At 63.3% G+C, this 22,275-nt stretch carries 20 protein-coding genes and 1 pseudogene; 11 read left to right on the top strand and 10 right to left on the bottom strand.

Annotated features, from left to right (window positions below):
- The first annotated feature begins 233 nt into the window (after positions 1-233).
- From EFD55_RS22125 to queF, 5 genes are all read left to right on the top strand, one after another.
- Positions 234-2,423: an anthranilate synthase gene (locus EFD55_RS22125; protein ID WP_125847393.1), complete on the top strand. Its 2,190-nt coding sequence runs from the start codon at positions 234-236 to the stop codon at positions 2,421-2,423.
- A 159-nt stretch (positions 2,424-2,582) separates the two neighbouring features.
- Positions 2,583-2,822 carry a hypothetical protein gene (locus tag EFD55_RS22120; RefSeq protein WP_125847391.1) on the top strand — a complete coding sequence of 80 codons (240 nt, stop codon included), beginning with the start codon at positions 2,583-2,585 and terminating at the stop codon, positions 2,820-2,822.
- 15 nt (positions 2,823-2,837) lie between these two features.
- Positions 2,838-3,509, top strand: a complete 672-nt coding sequence (locus EFD55_RS22115; protein ID WP_125847389.1) for a DUF2161 domain-containing phosphodiesterase — start codon at positions 2,838-2,840, stop codon at positions 3,507-3,509.
- A gap of 148 nt (positions 3,510-3,657) precedes the next feature.
- Positions 3,658-4,572 carry a CDF family cation efflux transporter EmfA gene (gene emfA, locus EFD55_RS22110; RefSeq protein ID WP_125847387.1) on the top strand — a complete coding sequence of 305 codons (915 nt, stop codon included), beginning with the start codon at positions 3,658-3,660 and terminating at the stop codon, positions 4,570-4,572.
- Entirely contained in the window at positions 4,572-5,036 is a 465-nt protein-coding gene (gene queF / locus EFD55_RS22105; RefSeq protein ID WP_097590814.1) for a preQ(1) synthase, read from the top strand. Before emfA ends, queF begins: the two co-directional genes overlap by 1 nt.
- A gap of 136 nt (positions 5,037-5,172) precedes the next feature.
- On the opposite strand, the gene EFD55_RS22100 is transcribed toward queF, so the two are convergent.
- Positions 5,173-5,940 (bottom strand): DUF2076 domain-containing protein, encoded by a 768-nt coding sequence (locus EFD55_RS22100; RefSeq protein ID WP_125847385.1) that lies wholly within the window; start codon positions 5,938-5,940, stop codon positions 5,173-5,175.
- A gap of 231 nt (positions 5,941-6,171) precedes the next feature.
- On the opposite strand from EFD55_RS22100, the gene EFD55_RS22095 reads away from it, so the two are divergent.
- From EFD55_RS22095 to leuA, 4 genes and pseudogenes are all read left to right on the top strand, one after another.
- Positions 6,172-6,756, top strand: a complete 585-nt coding sequence (locus tag EFD55_RS22095; RefSeq protein ID WP_125847383.1) for an ATP-dependent Clp protease proteolytic subunit — start codon at positions 6,172-6,174, stop codon at positions 6,754-6,756.
- 153 nt (positions 6,757-6,909) lie between these two features.
- Positions 6,910-8,140: pseudogene (locus tag EFD55_RS22090) on the top strand (benzoate/H(+) symporter BenE family transporter).
- Between the two features lie 61 nt (positions 8,141-8,201).
- Entirely contained in the window at positions 8,202-8,327 is a 126-nt protein-coding gene (locus tag EFD55_RS34130; protein WP_281039990.1) for a hypothetical protein, read from the top strand.
- Between the two features lie 157 nt (positions 8,328-8,484).
- Positions 8,485-10,215, top strand: coding sequence for a 2-isopropylmalate synthase (gene leuA / locus EFD55_RS22085; RefSeq protein WP_125847379.1), 1,731 nt, complete (start codon positions 8,485-8,487; stop codon positions 10,213-10,215).
- 338 nt (positions 10,216-10,553) lie between these two features.
- Here leuA and EFD55_RS22080 read toward each other — a convergent pair whose 3' ends face one another.
- From EFD55_RS22080 to EFD55_RS22065, 4 genes are all read right to left on the bottom strand, one after another.
- A complete protein-coding gene (locus EFD55_RS22080) occupies positions 10,554-11,396 on the bottom strand; it encodes an anti-sigma factor family protein (RefSeq protein ID WP_125847377.1) in 843 nt (280 codons plus the stop codon).
- A 2-nt stretch (positions 11,397-11,398) separates the two neighbouring features.
- The gene (locus EFD55_RS22075; protein WP_125847375.1) at positions 11,399-11,908 is read right to left on the bottom strand and encodes an RNA polymerase sigma factor; all 510 of its coding nucleotides are present in this window, start codon (positions 11,906-11,908) and stop codon (positions 11,399-11,401) included.
- 188 nt (positions 11,909-12,096) lie between these two features.
- The gene (locus tag EFD55_RS22070) at positions 12,097-12,657 is read right to left on the bottom strand and encodes a tetratricopeptide repeat protein (protein WP_125847373.1); all 561 of its coding nucleotides are present in this window, start codon (positions 12,655-12,657) and stop codon (positions 12,097-12,099) included.
- Positions 12,658-12,815: 158 nt separating this feature from the next.
- Positions 12,816-13,724, bottom strand: a complete 909-nt coding sequence (locus EFD55_RS22065) for a metallophosphoesterase family protein (RefSeq protein WP_125847533.1) — start codon at positions 13,722-13,724, stop codon at positions 12,816-12,818.
- A gap of 73 nt (positions 13,725-13,797) precedes the next feature.
- Here EFD55_RS22065 and EFD55_RS22060 point away from each other — a divergent pair, with 73 nt between their 5' ends.
- Complete coding sequence (locus EFD55_RS22060; protein WP_125847370.1) at positions 13,798-14,274, top strand: NUDIX domain-containing protein; 477 nt, start codon at positions 13,798-13,800, stop codon at positions 14,272-14,274.
- A 6-nt stretch (positions 14,275-14,280) separates the two neighbouring features.
- Here the strand turns inward: EFD55_RS22060 and EFD55_RS22055 are convergent, their stop codons facing one another.
- Entirely contained in the window at positions 14,281-15,267 is a 987-nt protein-coding gene (locus EFD55_RS22055; RefSeq protein WP_125847367.1) for a glutathione S-transferase family protein, read from the bottom strand.
- Positions 15,268-15,471: 204 nt separating this feature from the next.
- On the opposite strand from EFD55_RS22055, the gene EFD55_RS22050 reads away from it, so the two are divergent.
- Positions 15,472-16,035 carry a GNAT family N-acetyltransferase gene (locus tag EFD55_RS22050; RefSeq protein WP_125847365.1) on the top strand — a complete coding sequence of 188 codons (564 nt, stop codon included), beginning with the start codon at positions 15,472-15,474 and terminating at the stop codon, positions 16,033-16,035.
- A 9-nt stretch (positions 16,036-16,044) separates the two neighbouring features.
- Here EFD55_RS22050 and EFD55_RS22045 read toward each other — a convergent pair whose 3' ends face one another.
- From EFD55_RS22045 to EFD55_RS22030, 4 genes are read right to left on the bottom strand one after another with little or no spacing between them, the layout of a single operon-like run.
- Positions 16,045-16,461 carry a GNAT family N-acetyltransferase gene (locus EFD55_RS22045; protein WP_125847363.1) on the bottom strand — a complete coding sequence of 139 codons (417 nt, stop codon included), beginning with the start codon at positions 16,459-16,461 and terminating at the stop codon, positions 16,045-16,047.
- A gap of 5 nt (positions 16,462-16,466) precedes the next feature.
- Positions 16,467-18,536, bottom strand: coding sequence for a hypothetical protein (locus EFD55_RS22040; protein WP_125847361.1), 2,070 nt, complete (start codon positions 18,534-18,536; stop codon positions 16,467-16,469).
- Position 18,537: 1 nt separating this feature from the next.
- A complete protein-coding gene (locus tag EFD55_RS22035) occupies positions 18,538-21,351 on the bottom strand; it encodes a DUF4159 domain-containing protein (RefSeq protein WP_125847359.1) in 2,814 nt (937 codons plus the stop codon).
- Positions 21,348-22,268 (bottom strand): DUF58 domain-containing protein, encoded by a 921-nt coding sequence (locus EFD55_RS22030; RefSeq protein WP_125847357.1) that lies wholly within the window; start codon positions 22,266-22,268, stop codon positions 21,348-21,350. Before EFD55_RS22030 ends, EFD55_RS22035 begins: the two co-directional genes overlap by 4 nt.
- Positions 22,269-22,275: the final 7 nt, after the last annotated feature.

The following is a 22,275-nucleotide window of genomic DNA, read 5'->3' as shown; positions in this document are numbered from 1 at the left end:
CTTTCGGGCGCCCTTTTCATTCCGATAATCGCCCCTTGCGCGACGGCTGATCTCAGGCTAACAATTTTCTTCATGATCACGTCCTTGAACATTGCTGTTTGGTGGTGGGCTCGCTGAGGCGGCCTCGACCAATCGTGTCCAAAGACGACGACGAGTGAGCCGCCCGAAACTTCGAGGCGGCTTTTTTGTTTTATCGCCGCCCTTTGTCCGGGCCCCGATAACGGAGTGGAACAATGGTAACGATCCTGCGGGATGATGGTGCGGAAATCTACGAGACCAAGGGCGGCATCACCGTTACGCGGCAGCGGCGGGCCATCCCCTATGGCGATGCGGTTTCTTCCTATGTCGACAAGCTCGACGAGCGCCGCGGCGCGGTGTTCTCATCGAATTACGAATATCCGGGCCGTTATACGCGCTGGGATACCGCCGTCGTCGATCCGCCGCTCGGCATCTCCTCCTTCGGACGCGACGTCTGGATCGAAGCGTATAATGAACGCGGCGAGGTGATCCTCGGCTTCGTGACCGAGCGGCTGAAGACGGTACCCGAGCTTGTGCTCGGCGCTTCTACCGCACGCCGGCTCGACCTCACCGTCAAGACGCCCGACCGTGTGTTCACCGAGGAAGAGCGCTCGAAGATGCCGACGGTCTTCACGGTGCTGCGCGCCGTCACCGACCTGTTCTACTCGCAGGCGGATGCGAGCCTCGGGCTCTATGGCGCCTTTGGTTATGACATCGCCTTCCAGTTCGATGCGATCGATCTGAAGCTGACGCGGCCCTCCGACCAACGCGATATGGTGCTCTACCTGCCGGACGAGATCCTGGTCGTCGACAATTACGCCGCCAAGGCCTGGATCGACCGCTACGATTTCGAGAAGGGCGGCCTTTCGACCGAAGGCAAGGCCGGGGAGATCGCGCCGGAGCCCTTCAAGCACACGGACGCCATTCCGCCGAAGAGTGACCACCGGCCGGGCGAATATGCCGAGCTCGTCGTCAAGGCGAAGGAAAGCTTCCGCAAGGGCGACCTCTTCGAAGTCGTGCCGGGGCAGAAGTTCATGGAGCGCTGCGAAAGCAAGCCTTCCGACATTTCCAAGCGGCTGAAGGCGATCAATCCGTCGCCCTATTCCTTCTTCATCAATCTCGGCCACCAGGAATATCTGGTCGGCGCCTCGCCCGAAATGTTCGTGCGCGTATCCGGCCGCCGCATCGAAACGTGCCCGATCTCGGGCACGATCAAGCGCGGCGACGATCCGATCGCCGACAGCGAGCAGATCCTGAAGCTCCTGAACTCCAAGAAGGACGAATCCGAACTGACCATGTGCTCGGACGTCGACCGCAACGACAAGAGCCGCGTGTGCGAACCGGGCTCGGTCAAGGTGATCGGCCGCCGGCAGATCGAGATGTATTCGCGCCTCATCCATACGGTCGACCATATCGAGGGGCGGCTGCGCGACGACATGGACGCTTTCGACGGTTTCCTGAGCCACGCCTGGGCGGTCACCGTCACCGGCGCGCCGAAGTTGTGGGCGATGCGCTTCATCGAGAGCCGTGAAAAGAGCCCGCGCGCATGGTATGGTGGGGCGATCGGCATGGTCGGCTTCAACGGCGACATGAACACGGGCCTGACGCTGCGCACCGTGCGCATCAAGGACGGCATCGCCGAAGTGCGCGCCGGTGCGACGCTGCTCAACGATTCCGACCCGCACGAAGAAGAAGCCGAAACCGAATTGAAGGCCTCTGCCATGCTTTCCGCCATTCGAGACGCCAAGACCGGCAATTCCGGCAAGGTCCAGCGCGACGTCGCAAGCGTCGGCAAGGGCGTCAACATCCTGCTCGTCGACCATGAGGACAGCTTCGTCCACACGCTCGCCAATTATTTCCGCCAGACGGGGGCGACGGTTTCGACCGTGCGCACGCCGGTGCCGGAGGAAATCTTCGATCGGCTGAACCCGGATCTCGTCGTGCTGTCGCCCGGGCCTGGAACACCGAAGGATTTCGACTGCAAGGCGACGATCAAGAAGGCGCGGGCGCGCAACCTACCGATCTTCGGCGTCTGCCTCGGCCTGCAGGCGCTTGCCGAAGCCTATGGTGGGGAACTGCGCCATCTGGCGCTGCCGATGCACGGCAAGCCCTCGCGCATCCGCGTGCTGGAACCGGGCATCGTCTTCTCGGGCCTTGCCAAGGAGGTGACGGTCGGCCGCTACCACTCGATCTTCGCCGACCCCTCAACGCTGCCGCGCGAATTCATCATCACGGCGGAAAGCGAGGACGGCACGATCATGGGCATCGAACACGCCAAGGAGCCAATCGCCGCGGTGCAGTTCCATCCGGAATCGATCATGACGCTCGGCGGCGATGCCGGTATGCGGATGATCGAGAACGTCGTGGCGCATCTGGCGCGCAGGGCGAAGACGAAAGCTGCGTGAATGACAGTTCCGCCTGGCCCTTCCTGCTTGCGGGAAGGGCGGGCATTCTGACGGTGGATCCGGCGGTTGGCGAAGGAACGGGGACGGCACGGCAGAGTTCTGTTGACTTTATCGGGCAAATCAGAACATTTCAGGAACGATCAATTGGGGTGTATCGCCGTGGCCAATGCTGAAAAGTTCATCGTTCTTCCCTACCGCAAGAACCGGGGCAATCTCGTTCCCGGTGAAATGCGTCAGGCATCGAACTCCGTCAGCGCGGAGAAAATCGCCTCGGCGATGGCTGAGCGTTTCGTTGGCGTCGCCGCCTATGCCGTCATCGTCGACGAGGAGACCGGGGACATGTCCTCGCCGCGGCTGCTTGCAAAATACGGCGAGATTGCCGATCTCAACGCCGCCTGAGGCGCGGTTTTCAGAATGGAGACATCGCTCTACCTGCCGGTCAAAGCGTTCCTGGAAGCGGCAGGCTACGTCGTGAAGGGCGAAGTCGGCGGATGCGATCTCGTCGGCTTGAGCGATGGCGAGCCGCCTGTTGTGGTGGTCTGCGAACTCAAACTCTCCTTCAACCTCGAACTGCTTCTCCAGGCGGTCGACCGGGCGGCGATGAGCGATGAGGTCTGGATTGCGGCCCGTGTCTCCGCCAAGGGTCGCGGACGAGAGGCCGACAAACGCTACCGCGATCTCTGCCGGCGGCTCGGTATCGGCATGCTCGGCGTCTCCGATACCGGCGAAGTCAGCGTCATCGTCAGTTCGGTTTCTCCGATGCCGCGCACCAATCCGAAACGGCGGACGCGTCTTGTCAAGGAGCATCAGCGCCGCCGGGGCGATCCCGCCGTCGGCGGCGGCTCGCGGGCGCCGATCATGACCGCCTATCGCCAGCAGGCGCTGCTTTGCGCCTCAGCACTCGAGCAGGGGCTGGCAAGGCCGCGGGATATGAAGGCGCTTGCACCCAAGGCCGGCCCGATCCTGCGCGACAACGTTTACGGATGGTTCGAGCGTAAAGAGAAGGGCGTATACGCACTGACGCCTGCGGGGCAGGCGGCGCTTCTGCGTTGGCCGCAGCCTGTTTTCTCCGAGCCCGCTCTGTGAGCCATGGGGCGTTTCATTCCCCTTTGACAAATCGGTCATCTTCCCCCATATCACCTTCAACTGAGCCGCCTGCGCGACATTCGCGTGGGCGGTTTTGCGTTTCAACGGCTTGAATTCTGCAATTCATTCGCAACCGCAGGGGAACGATATGAGTGACAACGGCGATCTTACGGTTCGTAAGCTGGCGATGTGGGGGATTCCGCTGTCGCTCGGCGTCATGGGGCTGAAGATGGTGGCCTGGTGGGTCACCGGCTCGGTGGCGTTGCTGTCGGACGGGCTCGAATCGACGGTCAACGTCGTTGCCGCCTTCATCGCCTTTTTCGTGATCCGCTATGCGCAGAAGCCGGCCGATCACGACCATCCCTTCGGCCATCACAAGGCGGAATATCTTTCTGCCGTCACCGAGGGCGTGCTGATCGTCGTCGCGGCACTGCTGATCGTCAACGAGGCGATCGGTTATCTCGCCGAGCCACGCATGCTCGATGCGCCGGTGCTCGGCCTTGCGATCAATTTCGCAGCCGGCGTCATCAATGCGCTCTGGGCGCGGCTGCTGATCCAGACCGGGCGCAAACACCGCTCGGCCGCGCTGTCGGCCGATGGACAGCACATCATGTCCGATGTGGTGACCTCCGTCGGTGTGCTCGTCGGCTTGCTGCTGGCGCTGGCGACCGGTTATGCGATCTTCGACCCGGTGCTTGCCATCCTCGTTGCCATCAACATCCTTTATCAGGGCTGGAAGGTGATCTCGCAATCGATCGGCGGGCTGATGGACCAGGCGGTCGAGCCGCAGGAGGAGGAGGCGATCAAGCAGGCGATCGCCACCCATGCGGCAGGCTCGATCGGCGTGCATGACCTGAAGACCAGGCGGGCGGGCACCGTCACCTTCATCGATTTTCACATGGTGGTGCCGGGAGCTATGTCCGTGCGGCAGGCGCATGATATATGCGACCGCCTTGAGGATGCCATCAGGGCGGTGCATGAGGGCGCCAAAATTGCCATTCATGTGGAGCCGGAGGGCGAAAAAGCCCATGGAATCCGCGTCAAAGTCGTCAAGGAGGCATGATGCCGAATACAGATGTTTCCAGCCTGTCGATGCTGGGCCAGCAGACCGAAACCGCCAAATCGCCTGAGGAGGCGGTGCTTGAGAAGGTGCCGTCCAATCATGCCGGCACCGATTATGTCGTGCGCTTCACCGCGCCGGAATTCACGTCGCTCTGCCCGATGACCGGGCAGCCGGATTTCGCCCATATCGTCATTGACTATATTCCGGGCGAATGGCTGGTGGAATCGAAGTCGCTGAAGCTCTTCCTGCATTCCTTCCGCAACCACGGCGCCTTCCACGAGGATTGCTCGATCTATATCGCCAAGCGCATCGTCGAGCTGCTCGATCCGAAGTGGCTGAGGATCGGCGCCTACTGGTATCCGCGCGGCGGCATTCCGATCGATGTCTTCTGGCAGACGGGTAAACCGCCGGAAGGCGTGTGGCTGCCGGACCAGGGCGTCGCCACCTATCGCGGCCGTGGGTGAGCCGCGGTCGGGCGCAGCCCGAGCAATCGATCCAGTGAATCGATTGCAGCGGCGAACGCCCTGAGCCAAAGCGAAGGGCCGGGCAACGGTGCGGCAATGTAAAACCAACTGCCGCCCATCCTTTGGTCCTTACGCCTCAAACATCCGTGACGTCATTGCCGGAGTCGTCGCTGTAATCGTCATTGTCGTCGTAATCCGCCTGCTGGATATTGTCGTTGTCCCTGTCATCGGCAGTATCGGCCGCCTGGCGGGTGTCATCATTGCCGTAATAATTGTTGATGACCGTTTCCTCGGTCGGGGCGCTGGCATTGCCGAAGGGGTTGGCGCCGAAGGGCGAGCCCCAGCCGAGCGAGGACATGTGGTTGCCGAAGATGCCGCTCAGCGAATTGGCAAGCAGCATGCCGCCGGCAACGCCCGCCGCCGTGCCGAGCGCGCCGCGCAGGAAGCTGCCGCCGGCCGAGGGCGCAGAGGCCTGCGGGCTCCAGGGGCCGGTCGGCTGCTGCGGCATCTGGCGGACGTCGCGGTCGTAGCCGCGGGAATCGTCATAGCCGCGGGAGGGCTGGCCCCAGGGGCCGGGGTTGGACGGGACAGGCGCGGGCTGCTGCGTCTGCGTATTGCCGAAGATCGAACTCAGGAAACCGCCACCCTGTTCGGCCTGGCGGTGATCGCTCGCGCCGGCTTCCAACTGGCGCAGGCGCTCCTCGAGTTCCTTGATATGATTGGCGGCCGCTTCCAGCCCTTTTTCCTGAACGATGACGGCCTGGGCCAGATAATAGGTGGCCGATGGCTGCTCGCGCGTCGCCTGGTCGATCAGGGCTTCGGCGTCACGGTCGCGCGGCTGGGCCGCTGCCGTGCGCACGCGGTCGAAGAGGGTGGTCAGCAATTGGCGTTCTTCCGGTGACATGTCCTGTCTCCTGTTGATCTCGTATGGCAGTTGCCACGTGAGGGGTGAGGTAGGAACCGATTCTGGCTTTTCAAAGCCTTTCATCGTTACATTTCAGTAAGGCTTGCAGAACGGCGCGCGGCTTCTTAAGGATATCTCCACCGCTTCGGTGCCTTGTGTTTTTCCCGCATTGTTTTAGGCATTGAGTCGCACTATGTGCGAGGAACCCGAATTCATCTCCGAGAGGTTCGAATGAACGACGAAGAACAAGACGACAAGACGAAGGAACTGCCGCTCGGCAAGGAAACGGAGGCGAATCTTTTCAAGTCGCGTTCGATCTTCATTTATGGGCCGATCAACCAGGAACTGGCGCAGAAGGTCTGCTCGCAGCTCGTGGCGCTTGCCGCGGCCAGCGACGAAGACATCCGCATCTATGTCAATTCGCCCGGCGGCCACGTCGAATCCGGCGATTCCATCCATGACATGATCAAGTTCATCAAGCCGAAGGTCTGGATGATCGGTACGGGTTGGGTCGCCTCGGCCGGCGCGCTTATCTATGTCGCCGTTCCGAAGGAGCGGCGTCTGTGCCTGCCGAACACGCGCTTCCTGCTGCATCAACCCTCGGGCGGCACGCGCGGCATGGCGTCCGACATCGAGATCCAGGCGCGCGAGATCATCAAGATGAACGAGCGCCTGAACAGGATCATGGCTACGGCCACCGGCCAGCCGCTCGACAAGATCGCCAAGGATACGGATCGTGACTACTGGCTTTCGGCCGAAGAGGCGAAGGACTACGGCCTCGTTTCGCGGATCGTGACGTCGCAGTCCGATATCTGAGTTTTCTCAGTCGAAGCTGCCGAATACCGCCCTTGCCTGCCGACCGCAGGCAAGGGCGCTTTGTTTTCGGATGATGCTTGCCATCATCCATCGGCGAGGGCTGGACCGAAAGGGCTGATTCCGGGCTTGCGCGGGTGGCAATCGTCATGCTCCATGCGCCATTCCCGCTGCAGCGAGTCCGGCCATGCTCAAAGATTTTTCCGTCCAGGCGCTGTTCATGGGCCTGCTTACCGCTTTCGTCGGTTTCGCCAGCTCCTTCGCCGTCGTGCTGCATGGTCTGCAGGCGGTGGGTGCGACGGACGCGCAGGCGGCCTCGGGATTGATGGCTCTGTCGATCTCCATGGGTATCTGCGCGGTCGTGCTGAGCGCCGTCACCCGATTGCCGATCAGCATCGCCTGGTCGACGCCGGGTGCGGCGCTGCTCGCAAGCACCGGTGCGATCGAGGGCGGTTTCAATGCGGCGGTCGGGGCATTCCTGGTCTGTGCCGGGCTGATCGTCATCGCCGGACTGTTCAAGCCGCTCGGACGGGCGGTCGCCGCCATTCCGGCGCCGCTCGCCAATGCGATGCTCGCCGGCGTGCTAATCGGCCTCTGCTTTGCGCCGGTGAAGGCGATCGGCTTCAATCCGCTGTTCGGGCTGCCGATCGTCATTTCCTGGATTGTCGTCGGCGCCTTCACGCGGCTCTGGGCGGTGCCGGCGGCACTTGCAGCCTTCGTGCTGGTGCTTGCCTTCGGCGTCGATATTCCCGACGGCGCCTTCGCCTCGCTCGAACAATCGCTGGTGCCGGCGGCGGAAATCGTCCGGCCGGTGTTCAACTTTGCCGCTTTCATCTCAATCGCGCTGCCGCTCTTCATCGTCACCATGGCCTCGCAGAACATTCCCGGCATCGCTGTTCTCAAGGTCAATCTTTACGATCCGAAGCCCGGGCCGCTCTTTGCCGTCACCGGCTTCTTCTCGCTGCTGTCGGCGCCTTTCGGCGGCCACGCCGTCAATCTGGCGGCGATCACCGCGGCGATGTGCGCGGGCCAAGATGCACATGCCGATCCGAAGCGGCGCTATTGGGCATCGCTGATCGCTGGTGTCGGTTATATCATCCTCGGGCTGCTTGCAGGCGCAATGACGGCCTTCGTCGCCTTGGCGCCTCCCATCCTTATCGAGGCCGTGGCGGGACTGGCGCTGGTCGGTGCCTTCTCATCCTCGGCGATGTCGGCCTTTCAGGCGCAGGAATCGCGCGAGGCGGCGGCGATCACCTTCCTCGTTACCGCATCCGGTGTTTCCTTCGGCGGCATCTCGGGCGCTTTCTGGGGATTGATCGCGGGCGGGCTGATGCTCGCACTGTCCCAACTGGTCAAGTTGGCGAAAGGCCGGTCTCCGTCGAAGTAGCGGAAGGCCGGCGCGCGGCGAGGGCTTGCCAGTTCCGCCGCCCAAGGTTATAAGCGCGGCCATGAAGACCACTGGCGCCAAGATTTCCGACAGCATTGCACGCGGCCGCATCGCCCTGCGTGACAATACGCGCGCCCTGACCTCGCTTCTTCTCCTCGGCCTTACGCGCGGTTGCCGGGTCCTTTGAGGAGCGCCCGGCGGCCGAAAGCCCGCCCGGCCATCGCTCCTCGCGACTCATTTTCAAAATTGACCTAACGACCGACGAAGGTCCGCATTTGTTTATCGCCAAGCCCGATGCGATCGGCTAAGAGGCGGGGCAAATGCCGGGACGAGGAGACAAGACAATGGACAAACCGACCAACCGGTCCTCCGCAAACGCTTCCGCCAAGGGCATGCCCGATGCCGCGGTGAAATACCGGCCCTATCCGCAGGTGAACATTCCCGACCGTACCTGGCCGACCAAGACCATCACCAAGGCGCCGGTCTGGTGTTCGGTCGACTTGCGCGACGGCAACCAGGCGCTCGTCGACCCGATGGGCCACGACCGTAAGGCCCGCATGTTCCAGCTGCTGCTCGAGATGGGCTTCAAGGAAATCGAGATCGGTTTCCCCTCCGCCTCGCAGACGGATTTCGATTTCGCCCGCTGGTGCGTGGAGGAGGGCAACGTGCCCGCCGACGTCTCCCTGCAGGTGTTGGTACAGTGCCGCCCGGAGCTCATCACCCGCACCTTCGAAGCGCTGGAAGGCGCAAACCGGCCGATCGTGCATTTCTACAATTCGACCAGCGAGCTGCAGCGCCGCGTCGTCTTCGCCAAGGATGTGCAGGGCATCAAGCAGATCGCCGTCGACGCCGCCAAGATGATCACCGATATGGCGGCCAGGGCAGGCGGCGGCTACCGTTTCGAATATTCGCCGGAGAGCTTTACCGGCACCGAACTGGAAGTGGCGCTGGAGATCTGCAACGCCGTCATCGAGGTCGTCAAACCGACGCCCGACAACAAGCTGATCATCAACCTGCCGTCCACCGTCGAGATGGCGACGCCGAACGTCTATGCCGACCAGATCGAATGGATGTGCCGCAACCTCGACAATCGCGAGAACCTGATCGTCTCGCTGCACCCGCACAACGACCGCGGCACCGGCATCGCGGCTGCCGAACTGGCCTTGCTGGCGGGCGCCGACCGCGTCGAAGGCACGCTCTTCGGCAATGGCGAGCGCACCGGCAATGTCGACGTCGTCACCATGGCGCTCAACATGTTCACGCAAGGGGTCGATCCAGGCATCGATTGCTCTAATATCGAGCACATCAAGGACGTGTTCGAGTATTCGAACCAGATGGCGATTGCAGAGCGCCACCCCTATGTCGGCGAACTGGTCTATACGGCCTTCTCCGGCTCGCATCAGGATGCGATCAACAAGGGCATGAAGGCCGCGCAGGTCGCCAACCATCCGGTCTGGGAAGTGCCCTATTTGCCGATCGACCCGCGTGACGTCGGCCGTTCCTATGAGGCGATCATCCGCATCAACTCGCAGTCCGGCAAGGGTGGCATCGCCTATATCCTCCAGCAGGATTATGGGCTGAACCTGCCGCGCAACCTGCAGGTCGAGTTCCGCGAGGACATCCAGCGCATCACCGATGTGGAGGGCAAGGAGCTTCCCTCGAAGCGTATCCATGACCGCTTCATCGAACGCTACGTGACCCAGCCGGATGCCCGTCTCAAGTTCATCGACCACCACACCTATCCCGACACCGAGCGCAAGGGCCAGCGGATCGTTGCGGCCGAGATCACCGACAATGGCGAGATCAAGCGCATCGAAGGGCGCGGCAACGGCCCGATCGACGGCTTCATCAACGCGCTGTCGCATTATCTCGGCATCGAGATGTCGGTCGAGGACTATTCCGAGCACTCGCTCCAGCATGGCTCGAATGCCGCGGCGATCTCCTATGTCGAAACGTCCTATCCGGGCGGCAAGCTCTTCGGCGCGGGGATCAACACCAACATCGTTGCGGCATCGCTGGAAGCGATCGTCTCGGCCGCCAACCGCGTGCTCGACGTGAAGGCCGGCAAGGCCTGATATCGGAAAGTCTCAGGCCGCGATCGCCTTGGTGCGGCCTGATGATGCCGTCTTCGCTGTACGCTAGCGAAACGCAATGAAGGGCGTGCCGTGCGGCCCCCTCATCCGCCCTACGGGCACCTTCTCCCCGAGGGGAGAAGAGGAGAGCAAGCCTTTTGCCCTGACTTCTTGCTGTCGAGGCTTTAGGGGCGAGACGTTGCCGCATGTCTCTTCTCCCCTCGGGGAGAAGGTGCCGGCAGGCGGATGAGGGGGCTGCCAGTGCCGATGGCCACTTTCCATCCTCCCGCTTCCGTTCCGTCGGCGCGTCAACGTCGGCAAAAGCGCGTCGATCGCATATGTCAGATCGCTGTCGCGATCTCCATGGCGAGTTGGCCGAGCGTGGCCTCGGAGGAGGGGCCGGCGAGTACATAGGAAGTGCCGGCATTGTGCCAGGTCACGAGGCCGATCTCGTCCTTGATCGTTTCCTTGAAGTCGTCGGTCTCCGGCGGCTGCGCATCCTTGCGGAAGCAGATGGAGATGATGTCGCCGTCATTGTTGGAATAGACGAGCTGGCCGACAGGGCGGCTGTCGCCGAGGATGACGCGCGCGCCCTGGAAGGTCCAGGATTCTGCGGAAAGATCGGGCACGCGGAAGGGCACGCCGATTGCAGTCGTCAACCAGCTGGAGATTTCCTCGGCCTGCGAGGCGGGCACTTCGACGAGATGGCGGGGCTGGCGCATCAGCAGGCGCTGATAAGCGGTGACATCCCCCAGCCAGTCGCTGGTATTGGCGGGCGCCGTGGTGGCAGTCGTGGTGGCGATGTCGTCGGCATCCGGGCTATTGCCGACGAAATAGCCGATGCCGCAACCGACGACAAAGAGGATGAGGGCAGCGGCCAGCGCCTGCGGACCGCTTGGCGCCAGTTTCACCTGCGGGCGCGTGGCGCGCTGGGCAATCGGCGTCTTCGGCGGCTGCGTGCTCTTGATCGAGCGGACGAGGGAAAGCGGCACCGGCTCCTTCAGGACATCGTCGAGGCGGCGGCGGCCGAAATCGGCGCCGTGGCGCAGTTTTTCATGCAGCCGGCGCGCATTCTCGTCGCTTGCCAGGCGCTGCTCCAGTTCGTGGCGCTGTTCGGGCGAGACTTCGCCGTCGAGAAGGGCGGTGAGCTGGGCTTCGAGCGGCAATTTCCTGAGATCGAGCAAATTCAGTACCTGTGGATCGGGTGGGAGCCGGCGAGCCCGGCAAAATGCAGCCTTGCGGTGGCGAGCTGGGAGACGACGCTTGCCGCGGGAATGCCCATGATGTCTGCGGCCTGCTGATAGCTGTGGCCTTCGACGTCGACGAGCAGGAAAATCGAGGAAACGCCGTCCGGCATTTCGGCGATCATGCGATGGATGACATCGGGATCGGCCGCGGCAGAGCGTTCGCGCGCAGCCTCTCTGATATCGGTGACGTTGCTGCGGGCCGACGCCTTCGGCTTGCGCTTGCGGCTGTCGTCGGCCCATTGCTGGCGGGCGAGCGTATAGATCCAGCTTTCCAGCCGGCCTTCGCCGTTCCACTGGTGTCCTTTGGTGATGGCGCGCTGACAGATGGCCTGGACCAGTTCGTCGGCCACCGCAACATCACCCGCGAGCGTAATCGCGAAGCGGCGAAGGCGGGGCAGAAGGCCGACGAGGTCACGCCGGAGATCGATGGTCGTTGCGGGCTGACGCATTGTCTATCCAAGAAGCATTCACAATGGTTTCGCGGACGAAGGTTTCGCTGTCGGGCGCGAAGCCGACTTTAACGGCGCCGACGATGCATGCGCTTTATGAAACAAGTCTCCTGTACTGTGCAAGCATCCGGTCGTCTTCATCCCCCCTTTCTCAAGGGATTTTCGTAGCGTAGCCCACAAAGCTTGCGTCAATATGTCCTGTATCCGTTCAAGCTTTGCAGCAGAGCGCGATAGGCCCAGGTGCCTTCGCCGCCGCGATCGCGGATTTCGACGAGCTGGACGCGGGCGCCCTGAATGTCTCCCTGTTCCACCAGCGCCATGCCCATGTAGGAGCGTGCGAGGATGTAGTTCTCATCCGCTTGCAGCGCCTTGCGATAATAGGACATGCCGAGTTCCATGCGGCCGGCCTTGCGGTTGGCATAGCCGAGGTAGTTCAGGATGCGCGGATCGTTCTGGTTGCTGGCAAGGTTGAGCACGGTGATGGCGTTCTCATACTGGCCGGCATAGGCGAATTCGCGGGCGAACTTGTAAAGATCGTCGTCGTTGAAGCTGCTCTTCTTCGGGGTGACGCATTCCTTCTTCGCCTTGTCCCAGACCTTGCCACCGGTGCAGGTCTTGGTCGTCTGGGTCTTCGGCGGTGGATTGGTGTCGTCGTTGTTGTCACCGACCGCGAAGGCGGCCGTTGCGATGCCAACGGCAAAGCCGGCAACGAGCGAAATTCTGCACATGCGATGGAAGGGGGAAGTCATTGGCGGCTCCGTTCTGAGGCGATGCAGTTATCTGGAGTGTACGCTTAACGCCAAAAATACCAAGGGGGTAAGCAGCCTCGACGGCAAATGTTGTGAGGATGGCCCGATGTCTTCACAGGCCGATTGAAGCGCTGGATAAAGACGGTGCGGAGAGAAGGCTAACGTACGAAAATATTGGTGCTTTCCGGCATGACGGCGTCACCGGCCCTGTTCACGCTGAAGCGCTCGCCGGTGAGCTCCCAGGCGCCGGGAGAGCCGTCGATCGAGAAGAGGTTGTAGGCGGCGGGCGGCTTGATGCTGCCCGGTCCCTGCGAGGCCGACGCGATGCCGACGACGGGCACCGGCTGCACCTGGCCGCGCAGCCAATGTAGCGTGTTGAGATGCGTGTGGCCGTGCAGCACGAGCTCGGCGCCGCCGGTCGAAATCACGGCGGCGAAACGGCGGATGCCGATCATGCGCTTGTAGAAGGCGGTGGCGCCGCGGATCGGCGGATGGTGGATCATGACGACGCGGAAGAGACCGGCTTCACCGGCCGCGCGCAGCATGTTCACCGTGTCACGGGCCTGGCGGGCGCCGAAGAAGCCGGAGGCGGCAAAGGGAGGGGTGGCGACCGCCGTCGAGCAGCCGACGATCGCGACTTTGCCGCGGATGCGCAGATAGGGGAAGATGTGGCGGTCTTCCTGCCATTGCGGCGGGGAAAGATCGCCGCGGACATAATCGTACCAGGCACGCATCGACTTTTCGTAGGCGCCGGGCACATAGGCATCGTGATTGCCGGGAACGACCGAGGTGTCGGCGGGATCGCCGAGTTCGCGCAGCCACGCGGCGGCGGCGCGGATCTCGATGCCGCTCGCCAGATTGACGAGATCGCCGGTGACGGCCAGGTGATCGGCCTGATGGGCGCGGATGTCGTCGAGCAGTAGATCCAGCGTGCTGCCGAAAAGGTGCTTGCGTCGATTTCGATGCCAGTTCACAAAGCCGGTTATGCGTTTGGAAAACAGCTCTTGAACGGAAAGACGGGGCAGAGGTCCGAGGTGGACGTCGGAAATATGCGCGAGCTTGAACATTCTACGAGACATAGACCAGCTTATTGACAAATCAAACACATCCGGCGTGATGAATAGCCGAAAGGGAGCAACGGTGGATAAAGAGAAGCGGCCCCTTCACATCAGGGCGGCACTGCGCCTCCTGCATGTCTATTTCTCCTTCGCCCGCGGCATGACGATGGGCGTCCGGGCCGCCTGCTTCGATGCCGAGGGGCGGATTTTCCTCGTGCGCCATAGCTATGTCGGCGGCTGGCATATGCCGGGCGGCGGGTTGGAGCGCAACGAGACGGTCGCGGAAGCGCTGGCCAAGGAGCTGCGCGAGGAGGGCAACCTCAGGATCATCGGCAAGCCGCAGCTGATCCAGGTCTATTTCAACACCTCGACTACAACGCGCGACCATGTCGTGTTCTACCGGGCGACCGTCGAGCAGACGGCGCCGCGCCCGCCGGACTGGGAAATCTCCGACAGCGGCTTCTTCTCTCTCGACAGCTTGCCTGCGGGCACGACCGAGGCGACGCATCGCCGCCTCGCCGAGCTTCGTGGCGAGCAGGAGCCCGACCACCGCTGGTGAGAAGCTTCAGGCGGCATTCAGCCTCGCGCGGCCATGTGGGCTGTCGAGATCGAGCGCCGGGCCGACGGGGACGATGCCGGTCGGGTTGATCGTCTTGTGGCTGCGGTAATAATGCTGCTTGATATGCTTCAGATTTACCGTCTCGGCAATGCCTGCCGTCTGATAGAGATCGCGGAGATAGCCTGCCAGGTTGCGGTAATCGGCGATGCGGCGGATGTTGCACTTGAAATGGCCGACATAGACGGGATCGAAGCGCACCAGCGTGGTGAAGAGGCGCCAGTCGGCCTCGGTCAGCCTGTCGCCGACGAGGTAGCGGCTCTTGCCCAGGCGTTCGTCGAGCATATCGAGCGTCTCGAACAGCTTGCCGACATTTTCCTGATAGGCTTCCTGGGTAGTGGCAAAGCCCGCCTTGTAGACGCCGTTGTTGACGTTGTCGTAGACGGTGGCGTTCAGCGCGTCGATTTCGGCGCTGATATCCTCAGGGTAAAAATCGGCCTTCGAACCGGTCAGCCCGTCGAAGGCGCTGTTGAACATGCGGATGATCTCGGCGGATTCGTTGTTGACGATCGTGCCTGACTTCTTGTCCCAGAGGACAGGAACGGTCACGCGGCCGGAATAATGCGGATCGGCCTTGACGTAGATCTGCCAGAGGGTGGCGGCGCCGAAGAGATGGTCGCCGGTAGCGCCATCGCCGATCCTGAACTCCCAGCCGTTTTCGAGCATCAGCGGGTCGACGACGGAGACCGAAATCAGGTCTTCCAGCTTCTTCAGCTTGCGGAAGATCAGCGTGCGGTGCGCCCAGGGGCAGGCGAGCGAGACATAGAGATGGTAACGCCCGGCTTCGGCCTTGAATCCACCGCTGCCGGAAGGGCCGGCTTCGCCGTCCTGCGTCACCCAGTTGCGGAACTGCGAGGGCTGCCGCTTGAACTGGCCCTTGCTCTCTTTCGTATCGTACCAGATGTCATGCCAGACGCCGTCCACCAGCATTCCCATGATCTTCATTTCCTTGATTTGCGTTTGGGGATCGAAGTTAGCTGAGATAGTGGGGCTTTGCAGGCGGTAAAGATTGAACAGTGCGTCACGCCTGGCAAAAATGTATTTTGCGTTGGACGGCAGAAATTTTTCCTGCTATCGGCGTTTTCACGATTTGAGAGACCCCGGCCTGATGTTCATTTCCAGAAACCCGCGACGACGCTGATGCTCCCGAACGCCCAAGGCGTGTTCGAGACCCATCAATCTGTCCATCCGGTTTCTGTCATCATGTACAAGCACGATCTCGTCTACCTCACAGAAGACGCGTCTCATGACGCCGCCATCGAACATATCAACGAAGAAGCTTTCGGTCCGGGCCGCTTCACGCGTGCCGCCGCACGCATCCGCGAGCAGGGGCCGCATGATCTTTCGCTCTCCTTCATCTGCACCGACAATGGCGAAACGATCGCGTCGGTGCGCATGACGCCGGTGCTGGCAGGCTCCGTGAAGGGGCATCTGCTTGGCCCGCTCGCCGTCCGCCCCTCGCACAAGAACATCGGCATCGGCCGGGAACTGGTGCGGATCGCGGTGGAGGCGGCAAGACGCAAGGGCTCAGAAGCCGTCATCCTCGTCGGCGATCCGCCCTATTACGGTCCGCTCGGCTTCGAGAAGGTCGCCTACAACGCGCTTTGCTTTCCAGGACCTGTCGATCCCGGCCGCGTGCTCGTCGTTCCGATCGCCGAGGGCGTGCACGAGCGGCTGAAGGGCACGATCGCCTGGCGGGAGTGATTCAGGCTCCTACAGGTTTTTTCTCAGGAAGCTGCGCGTGCGGCCTTCCGGGAAATCCTCGAGTTCGCCGAAGACCTCATAACCTTGGCGCAGATAGGCCCGCAGAGCCTGCGGATTGAACGTGTCGATCCAGGCGCCGCGGCACCCTCGGGCTCTCGCCTCTTCTTCCGCCTTAGCGAGGATATTGCCGGCGAGACCGCTGCCGCGCAGCGTATCGGGAATATAGAGCATCTGGGTGAAGAGCCAGCCCCAGGCGGTGAAGCCCGACAGGCCGCCGGTCACCTTGCCGTCGGTATCGCGGATGAGGACCGCAAGCGGCCGGCGCTCCGAGGGGCCGGCATCGCCGTTGTTGAAGGCCGAGAGCGCATCGGTGATCGCCGCGAGTTCCTCCTGCGAGGGCGAGGTGGTGAGCTCGAATTCCGACATGAAGATTACCTTCCCTCACGCCACCACATGGCGCCAAAGGCGAAGAGCAGGATGCCGACGCCGGCAAAACCGGCAAAGAGCGGCAGCGTGTTGATGCCCTTCAGAACCGTCTCGCTGGTCATGCGGATCATCATGCGATCGTTGTCGGAGACGCGGACCTGGCCGCGCACCGGCAGGATCGGCGGCACGCTGATTTCGCCGTCTGCATCGGCGACACGGGTAACGAGACCCTTGCTCCTGTCGGCGACCGGCTTCAGCACATCCGTCGTCGAGATCATCGCCTTGAATTCCGGCGCGTCGACGGCGCCGATGTGGACGAGGGTCGAGAGCTGGCCGTTGCGGATTTCGAAGAGGCCGATCTCGTCCATCCGCTTTTCGGCCTTGTAAAGGCCGGGTTCGGTCTGGGTGAGCGGCAGGGTTTCGGTCTTGCCGGAGGGATAACGTACGGTGGCGTTGCCTGGATTGTCGCCGATCGTCTGGCGCGTGACTTCAAGAGTGCGGCCGGAGGCGCGCGCCGTCAACGCTTCTTCCTCAAGCGCCGGTTCCTTCATCAGCCAATGGGCGATGCGGCGATAGAGCGAGACATTCGGACCGCCGCCTTCGAAGCCGCGCGCCCAAAGCCAGCCCTGATCGGACAGCAGCATGGCGACGCGGCCCTGGCCGGCGCGGTTCAGCACCAGCAGCGGATGGTTGTCGGCGCCGAGCATGATCGTCTCGCCTTCGGGCTTCTCGACGTCGACGCTGCGGAACCAGCGGCCCCAATGCGGCGGGTCTTCGCCCGAGCCGTCCAGGCCGCGGGTGACGGGATGCTTGCGGCCTTCCTCCGAGAGGCGGGGATAGAAGGCTCTCTCGATCATCTGGCCGGTGGGCATTGCCGGCAGAACCGAGGAAAGCGGCGTCATGGCGATGGAATCCGGACCGGCATGCTCGGGGCCGGCGGCGATCAGCAACGCACCGCCGTTTTCGACGTATTGGGCGATGTTGTCGTAGTAGAGCAGCGGCAGAACGCCACGATGCTGGTAGCGGTCGAAGATGATCAGGTCGAAATCCTTGATCTTGTCGACAAAGAGTTCGCGTGTCGGGAAGGCGATCAGCGACAACTCGTTGATCGGCGTACCGTCCTGCTTTTCCGGTGGACGCAGGATGGTGAAGTGGACGAGATCGACCGAGGCGTCGGATTTCAGGAGGTTGCGCCAGGCGCGCTCGCCGGCATGCGGCTCGCCGGAAACGAGCAGGACGCGCAAATTCTGGCGGATGCCGTCGATGACATGGACGGCGCGATTGTTGGCGGCCGTGACTTCGCCGGGAAGCTCGGCGACGGAGAATTCGAGCACATTGCTGCCGCCGCCGGGCACCTTGAAGGAGAAGGGCGTGTCCTGGCCGGGCGTCGCCCGCAGGGTGGCGATCTCATTGCCGTTCATCTTCACGACGACATCGGCAGTGCCGCCGGGGCTCGGGCCGTCGTCGAAAACGCGCAGGATGACCTGCTGCTCTTCGTTGACGATGCCGAAGCGCGGCCCTTTGATGACTTCGATACGGCGATCGAATTCCTTGGGCCTGCCGGTCACGAGGCCATGGATCGGCGCGTCGAAGCCGAGCGCCTGATTGGCGGCAGGGACATCATGGACTTCGCCGTCCGTCAGCATGATGGCGCCGCCGACGCGGGAAGGGGGGACATCGGCGATGTTGGCGGCCAGCGCGTCGAACAGGCGCGTGGAGGGCACGTCGGAATTGACGTCGCCTTCGACATCGATGAAGCGGGGCTCTATCTGGGGAAAGCGGGCGAGCTGTCCCTTCAGGGCGGCAAGCGCGTCGTCTGTCATCTTGACGCGATCGGGCGTCTGCTGGCTCTGGCTTCGGTCGACGATGACGGGGACTATCGTCGAAAGCTGATCCCGGTCCTCCTGCAGCAGCACGGGATTGGCCAGCGCGGCCAGCAGGGCGAGCGCGGCCAGCGTCCTGATCCAGGCGCCGCGCACGCCGCGCCAGATCGCGAAGGCGGCGATAACAGCGCTGACGGCGGCCAGCGTCGCCAGAACCGGCCAGGGCAGGAAGGGCGAAAAATCGAACGTCATATCATTGTCCTAACCGCTCGAGCAGGTCGGGAACATGAACCTGGTCTGTCTTGTAGTTGCCGGTCAGCATGTACATCATGATGTTGACGCCGGAACGGTAGGCATATTCGCGCTGCGTTTCATCCTGGGGCACGGTCGGCAGCATCGGCGTGCCGTTCTCGTCGATCGCCCAGGCTCCCGCGAAATCGTTGCCGGTGATCAGGATCGGTGAAACGCCGTCGGCCGTCGCCGCCGATTTTGCGCTTGGCTCGCGACCGCCCTGCCGCGCCTCGATCCAGAGAGGGCTGCCGGTATAACGGCCGGGAAAGCTCGACAGGAGATAGAAGGATTTCGTCAGCACGTGATCCGACGGCACCGGCTCCAGCGGCGGAATATCGAGGTTGGCGAGGATTTCCTGCAGTCTCTGGCCGTTGGCGCTGACATTGCCGCCATTATCCAATGCGCTGATCTGGTCGCGCGTGTCGAAAAGCACGGTGCCGCCATTGCGCATATAGGCGTCGATGCGGCTGATCGCGGCCGAGGACGGCATCGGTGCCGTCGCCGAGACCGGCCAGTAGATGATCGGATAGAAGGCGAGCTCGTCCTTGGTGAGGTCGAGGCCGACGGGCGGCGCCGGCTCCAGCGTCGTGCGGAAGGTCAGGAACTGGGTGAGGCCTTCCAGGCCACGCTCCGATATATCGTCCACCTCCTGTTCGCCGGTGACGACATAGGCGAGATGGGTATTGTCCAGCCTCTCCAGGATGACGTCGTCGCCGGGCCTGACGTCGTTGGCGTGAAGCGTGCCGGGCTGCATGAGGAAGCCCGCGCCGATTGCCACCGCGATCACGCCCATGGTGCGGGCGGCCGGGCGCAATCGCGAGAACGCGCCGTTCATGAAGAGGACGATCAGGCTATCGGCGAGCAGCAACAGAAAGGCTGCGAGGAACAGCGCCGGCTTTGCCGACCAGCTTTCGCCGCCGATCAGGCCTTCGCGAACGGCATTGGTTCCCGTTATGTCGAGCGGTTTCAGTTCCGCGTCCTCCGGCAGTACGTTCAGGGAGGTGAAACCGTCTTCCGAGCCGTAGAGCCCGGGCGGATTGTCGAAATTCGCCGTCGGTTCGGTTCCGGCCTTGGGAGTGAGCGGGCGCGCCGCGCCCGTCTCGGAGACGAGCATGCCCTTGGCCGTCAGCATCCGGAACGGCGGCAGGGTTTCGGCAACACGCGCATTGCCGCGCGCCTCCGACGTCACGCCGCCTGAGCGCGATATCTGCAGGAGGTGGCGCAGCATGTCGACGAAGGTGCCGGAGATCGGCAGATCGGACCAGGTCGCCTCCGCCGTGACGTGAAACAGGACGATCTGGCCGGATGCGAGTTGCTTCATCGTCACGAGCGGCGTGCCGTCGGCCAAGCTCGCCCAGGTGCGCTCGGCAAGATCGGGCGTCGGTTCGGCAAGCACCTGCCGCTTGACGACGACGTCCGCGGGACGCGCTATGCCGGCGAACGGCCCGAAATTCGGAAATTCGGCCAGCGATTGCGGTTCGCTCCAGGACAATGTACCGCCCAGCGCCCGTTCTCCCTGGCGCAGGATGACGGGGATCAGCGGATCGTCCGCAGGTGCTGCCGCCATGCGCGGGCCGGCAAAACGCAGGAGCATGCCGCCGTTCGATATCCAGCGTGTCAGGGGTTCGTAGGTCTCCTCCGGCAGCCGGCCGATATCGGCCATGATGATGATGGAGGGATTGTTGGCAAGAAGCTTCGGTATGGCGACGGCAAGATCGGAATCGGCGGGTTGGATCAGATCCGCATAAGGCTGCAGCGCCCGCTGGATATAATAGAGCGGCGAGAGCAGCGGCTGGAACTCGTCGCCTCCCGCACCCGACAGCAGAACGACGCGACGGCGCTTGAATGCGTCGTCGAGAAGGTGGACGGCGCCTGCCGTCGCGCCGTTGTCGACGCTGATGCGCGCGAAATCGTTGCGCATCTCGAAGGGAGCGGTGATCGAACTCGTCGCGACGCTCTGGCCGGGGCTGAAATCCACCCGGCCGTTGGCGATCGAGCGCCCCTGGGCATCGACGGCGTTCAGCGCCACGGATGCGGCATGCGCACTGTTGAGCCGCGTGACCTTGACGGTCATGGCATCAGCCGCATTGCTGGCTGCGGTGACCGCGACCGTCTTTGCGGCATCGCCCTCGATCAGGCGGAGATCGGTGGGCTGCAGTTCGGCCAGTTGTCGCACCGTAGCGTCGTCGGCCTTGGCGGCTGCGCCGTCTGTGAGGAAGGCGAGGGTGCCGGGCTTGACGCCGTTCAGGGCGGCGCGCAGCGCCTGGAAGGCACGTTCGCGCTCCGGCACCAGCGGTCGCGGCTCGGCGGCGCGCAGCTTGTCGCGGGCGCTGGCCGCGGTGCCGGGAACGGCGTCGTTGGTCGGATCGGCGGTGAAGGCGATCGACACCGGCGTGCCGGCGGATTCGGCGTCGTCTATCAGCGCGCCTGCGGTCTGGACCCGGCGCTCCCAGTCGGGTGCGGCCGCCCAGCTGTTGTCGACGAAGAGGACGAGCGGGCCGCCTGAGGCCAGCGAACTTGTGCGCGGGTTGAAGACCGGATCGGCGATCGCAAGGATGATGGTGGCGGCGAGCAGCATGCGCAGCAGCGTCAGCCACCAGGGGCTCTGCGCCGGCGTCTCCTCGCGCTTCAGCACGGATGCGAGGATCTTCAGCGGCGGGAAGACCTCGGTCTTCGGGCGCGGCGGCGTCAGACGCAGCAACCACCAGATGACGGGGAGCGCAACGAGGGCGCCGAGAATGGCGGGATAGGCGAAAGCGAAGGGAAGGGCGTTCATAACATCCCTCCATGCGTCGCCTTGGCCGGCATGCCCGAGAGATACATATGTATGGCGACCAGCGCTTCCGAAGCGAGGTGATCTGTGCGGTGGGTCGCAAAGGTCCAGCCGAGATGGCGAAGCGACTGGCCGAGGTTCTCCCGGCGCGCGAGGTAGGCGTTGCGATAGGCGTCGCGGACGTGTTCGGCGCGGCCGGCAATCAGCCTGGCGCCGGTTTCCGGATCGGTGAATTCGGTGCGGCCGCTATAGGGGAACAGCTCCTCGGCGGGATCTGATATCTCGATTACATGGCCGCGCAGGCCGCGGCGGGCAAGCGGGCCGAGGCGCTCCATGATTGCTGGCGCATCGTCGAGGAAATCGCCGATGAGCACGAGGTCGCTCCAGCCGCGGATCATCGCCGTATCAGGCAGGCCGCCGGTCAGCGGCGTATGCATGAGTGCCGCCGCCAGCCGTTCGGCTGCGGTGCGAGTGGAGACGGGATCCATGATGCCCGGGCAGCCGATGCGTTCGCCGGAGCGGGCAAGGATTTCGGCAAGCGCCAGCATGACGACCAGCGCCCGGCTTTCCTTCGAGACGCTGCCGTAGCTCGACTTGTACATCATCGAGGGCGACATGTCGCACCAGAGCCAGATGGTGTGTGCCGCCTCCCATTCGCGCTCGCGCACATAGGTATGGTCGTCGCGGGCAGAGCGGCGCCAATCGATGCGCGACAAGCTTTCGCCTTCGGCATAGGGGCGAAATTGCCAGAAATTCTCGCCGATGCCACGCTTGCGGCGGCCATGCCAGCCGGCGATCACCGTGTTGGCGATGCGCTTGGCTTCCACCAGGCAGTCCGGTATCAGGGCCGCCCGCTGCCTGGCGCGGGAAAGGGCATCGCTGCCTGACGTCGGGTTGACGATCTGTCCGATAGATGCCACGCGTCCG

The sequence above is a fragment of the Rhizobium pisi genome (assembly GCF_003938655.1).
Taxonomy (GTDB): Bacteria; Pseudomonadota; Alphaproteobacteria; order Rhizobiales; family Rhizobiaceae; genus Rhizobium; species Rhizobium pisi.
The sequence above is the reverse complement of the archived record's forward strand: the minus strand, read 5'-3'. Positions and strand labels throughout refer to the sequence as shown.

Coding starts and splice junctions, on each gene's coding strand:
- EFD55_RS22125 (WP_125847393.1), top strand. CDS start 234: ATGGTAACGATCCTGCGGGATGATGGTGCGGAAATCTACGAGACCAAG.
- EFD55_RS22115 (WP_125847389.1), top strand. CDS start 2,838: ATGGAGACATCGCTCTACCTGCCGGTCAAAGCGTTCCTGGAAGCGGCA.
- emfA (WP_125847387.1), top strand. CDS start 3,658: ATGAGTGACAACGGCGATCTTACGGTTCGTAAGCTGGCGATGTGGGGG.
- queF (WP_097590814.1), top strand. CDS start 4,572: ATGCCGAATACAGATGTTTCCAGCCTGTCGATGCTGGGCCAGCAGACC.
- EFD55_RS22100 (WP_125847385.1), bottom strand. CDS start 5,940: ATGTCACCGGAAGAACGCCAATTGCTGACCACCCTCTTCGACCGCGTG.
- EFD55_RS22095 (WP_125847383.1), top strand. CDS start 6,172: ATGAACGACGAAGAACAAGACGACAAGACGAAGGAACTGCCGCTCGGC.
- EFD55_RS34130 (WP_281039990.1), top strand. CDS start 8,202: ATGAAGACCACTGGCGCCAAGATTTCCGACAGCATTGCACGCGGCCGC.
- leuA (WP_125847379.1), top strand. CDS start 8,485: ATGGACAAACCGACCAACCGGTCCTCCGCAAACGCTTCCGCCAAGGGC.
- EFD55_RS22075 (WP_125847375.1), bottom strand. CDS start 11,908: ATGCGTCAGCCCGCAACGACCATCGATCTCCGGCGTGACCTCGTCGGC.
- EFD55_RS22070 (WP_125847373.1), bottom strand. CDS start 12,657: ATGACTTCCCCCTTCCATCGCATGTGCAGAATTTCGCTCGTTGCCGGC.
- EFD55_RS22065 (WP_125847533.1), bottom strand. CDS start 13,724: ATGTTCAAGCTCGCGCATATTTCCGACGTCCACCTCGGACCTCTGCCC.
- EFD55_RS22055 (WP_125847367.1), bottom strand. CDS start 15,267: ATGGGAATGCTGGTGGACGGCGTCTGGCATGACATCTGGTACGATACG.
- EFD55_RS22050 (WP_125847365.1), top strand. CDS start 15,472: ATGCTCCCGAACGCCCAAGGCGTGTTCGAGACCCATCAATCTGTCCAT.
- EFD55_RS22045 (WP_125847363.1), bottom strand. CDS start 16,461: ATGTCGGAATTCGAGCTCACCACCTCGCCCTCGCAGGAGGAACTCGCG.
- EFD55_RS22040 (WP_125847361.1), bottom strand. CDS start 18,536: ATGACGTTCGATTTTTCGCCCTTCCTGCCCTGGCCGGTTCTGGCGACG.
- EFD55_RS22035 (WP_125847359.1), bottom strand. CDS start 21,351: ATGAACGCCCTTCCCTTCGCTTTCGCCTATCCCGCCATTCTCGGCGCC.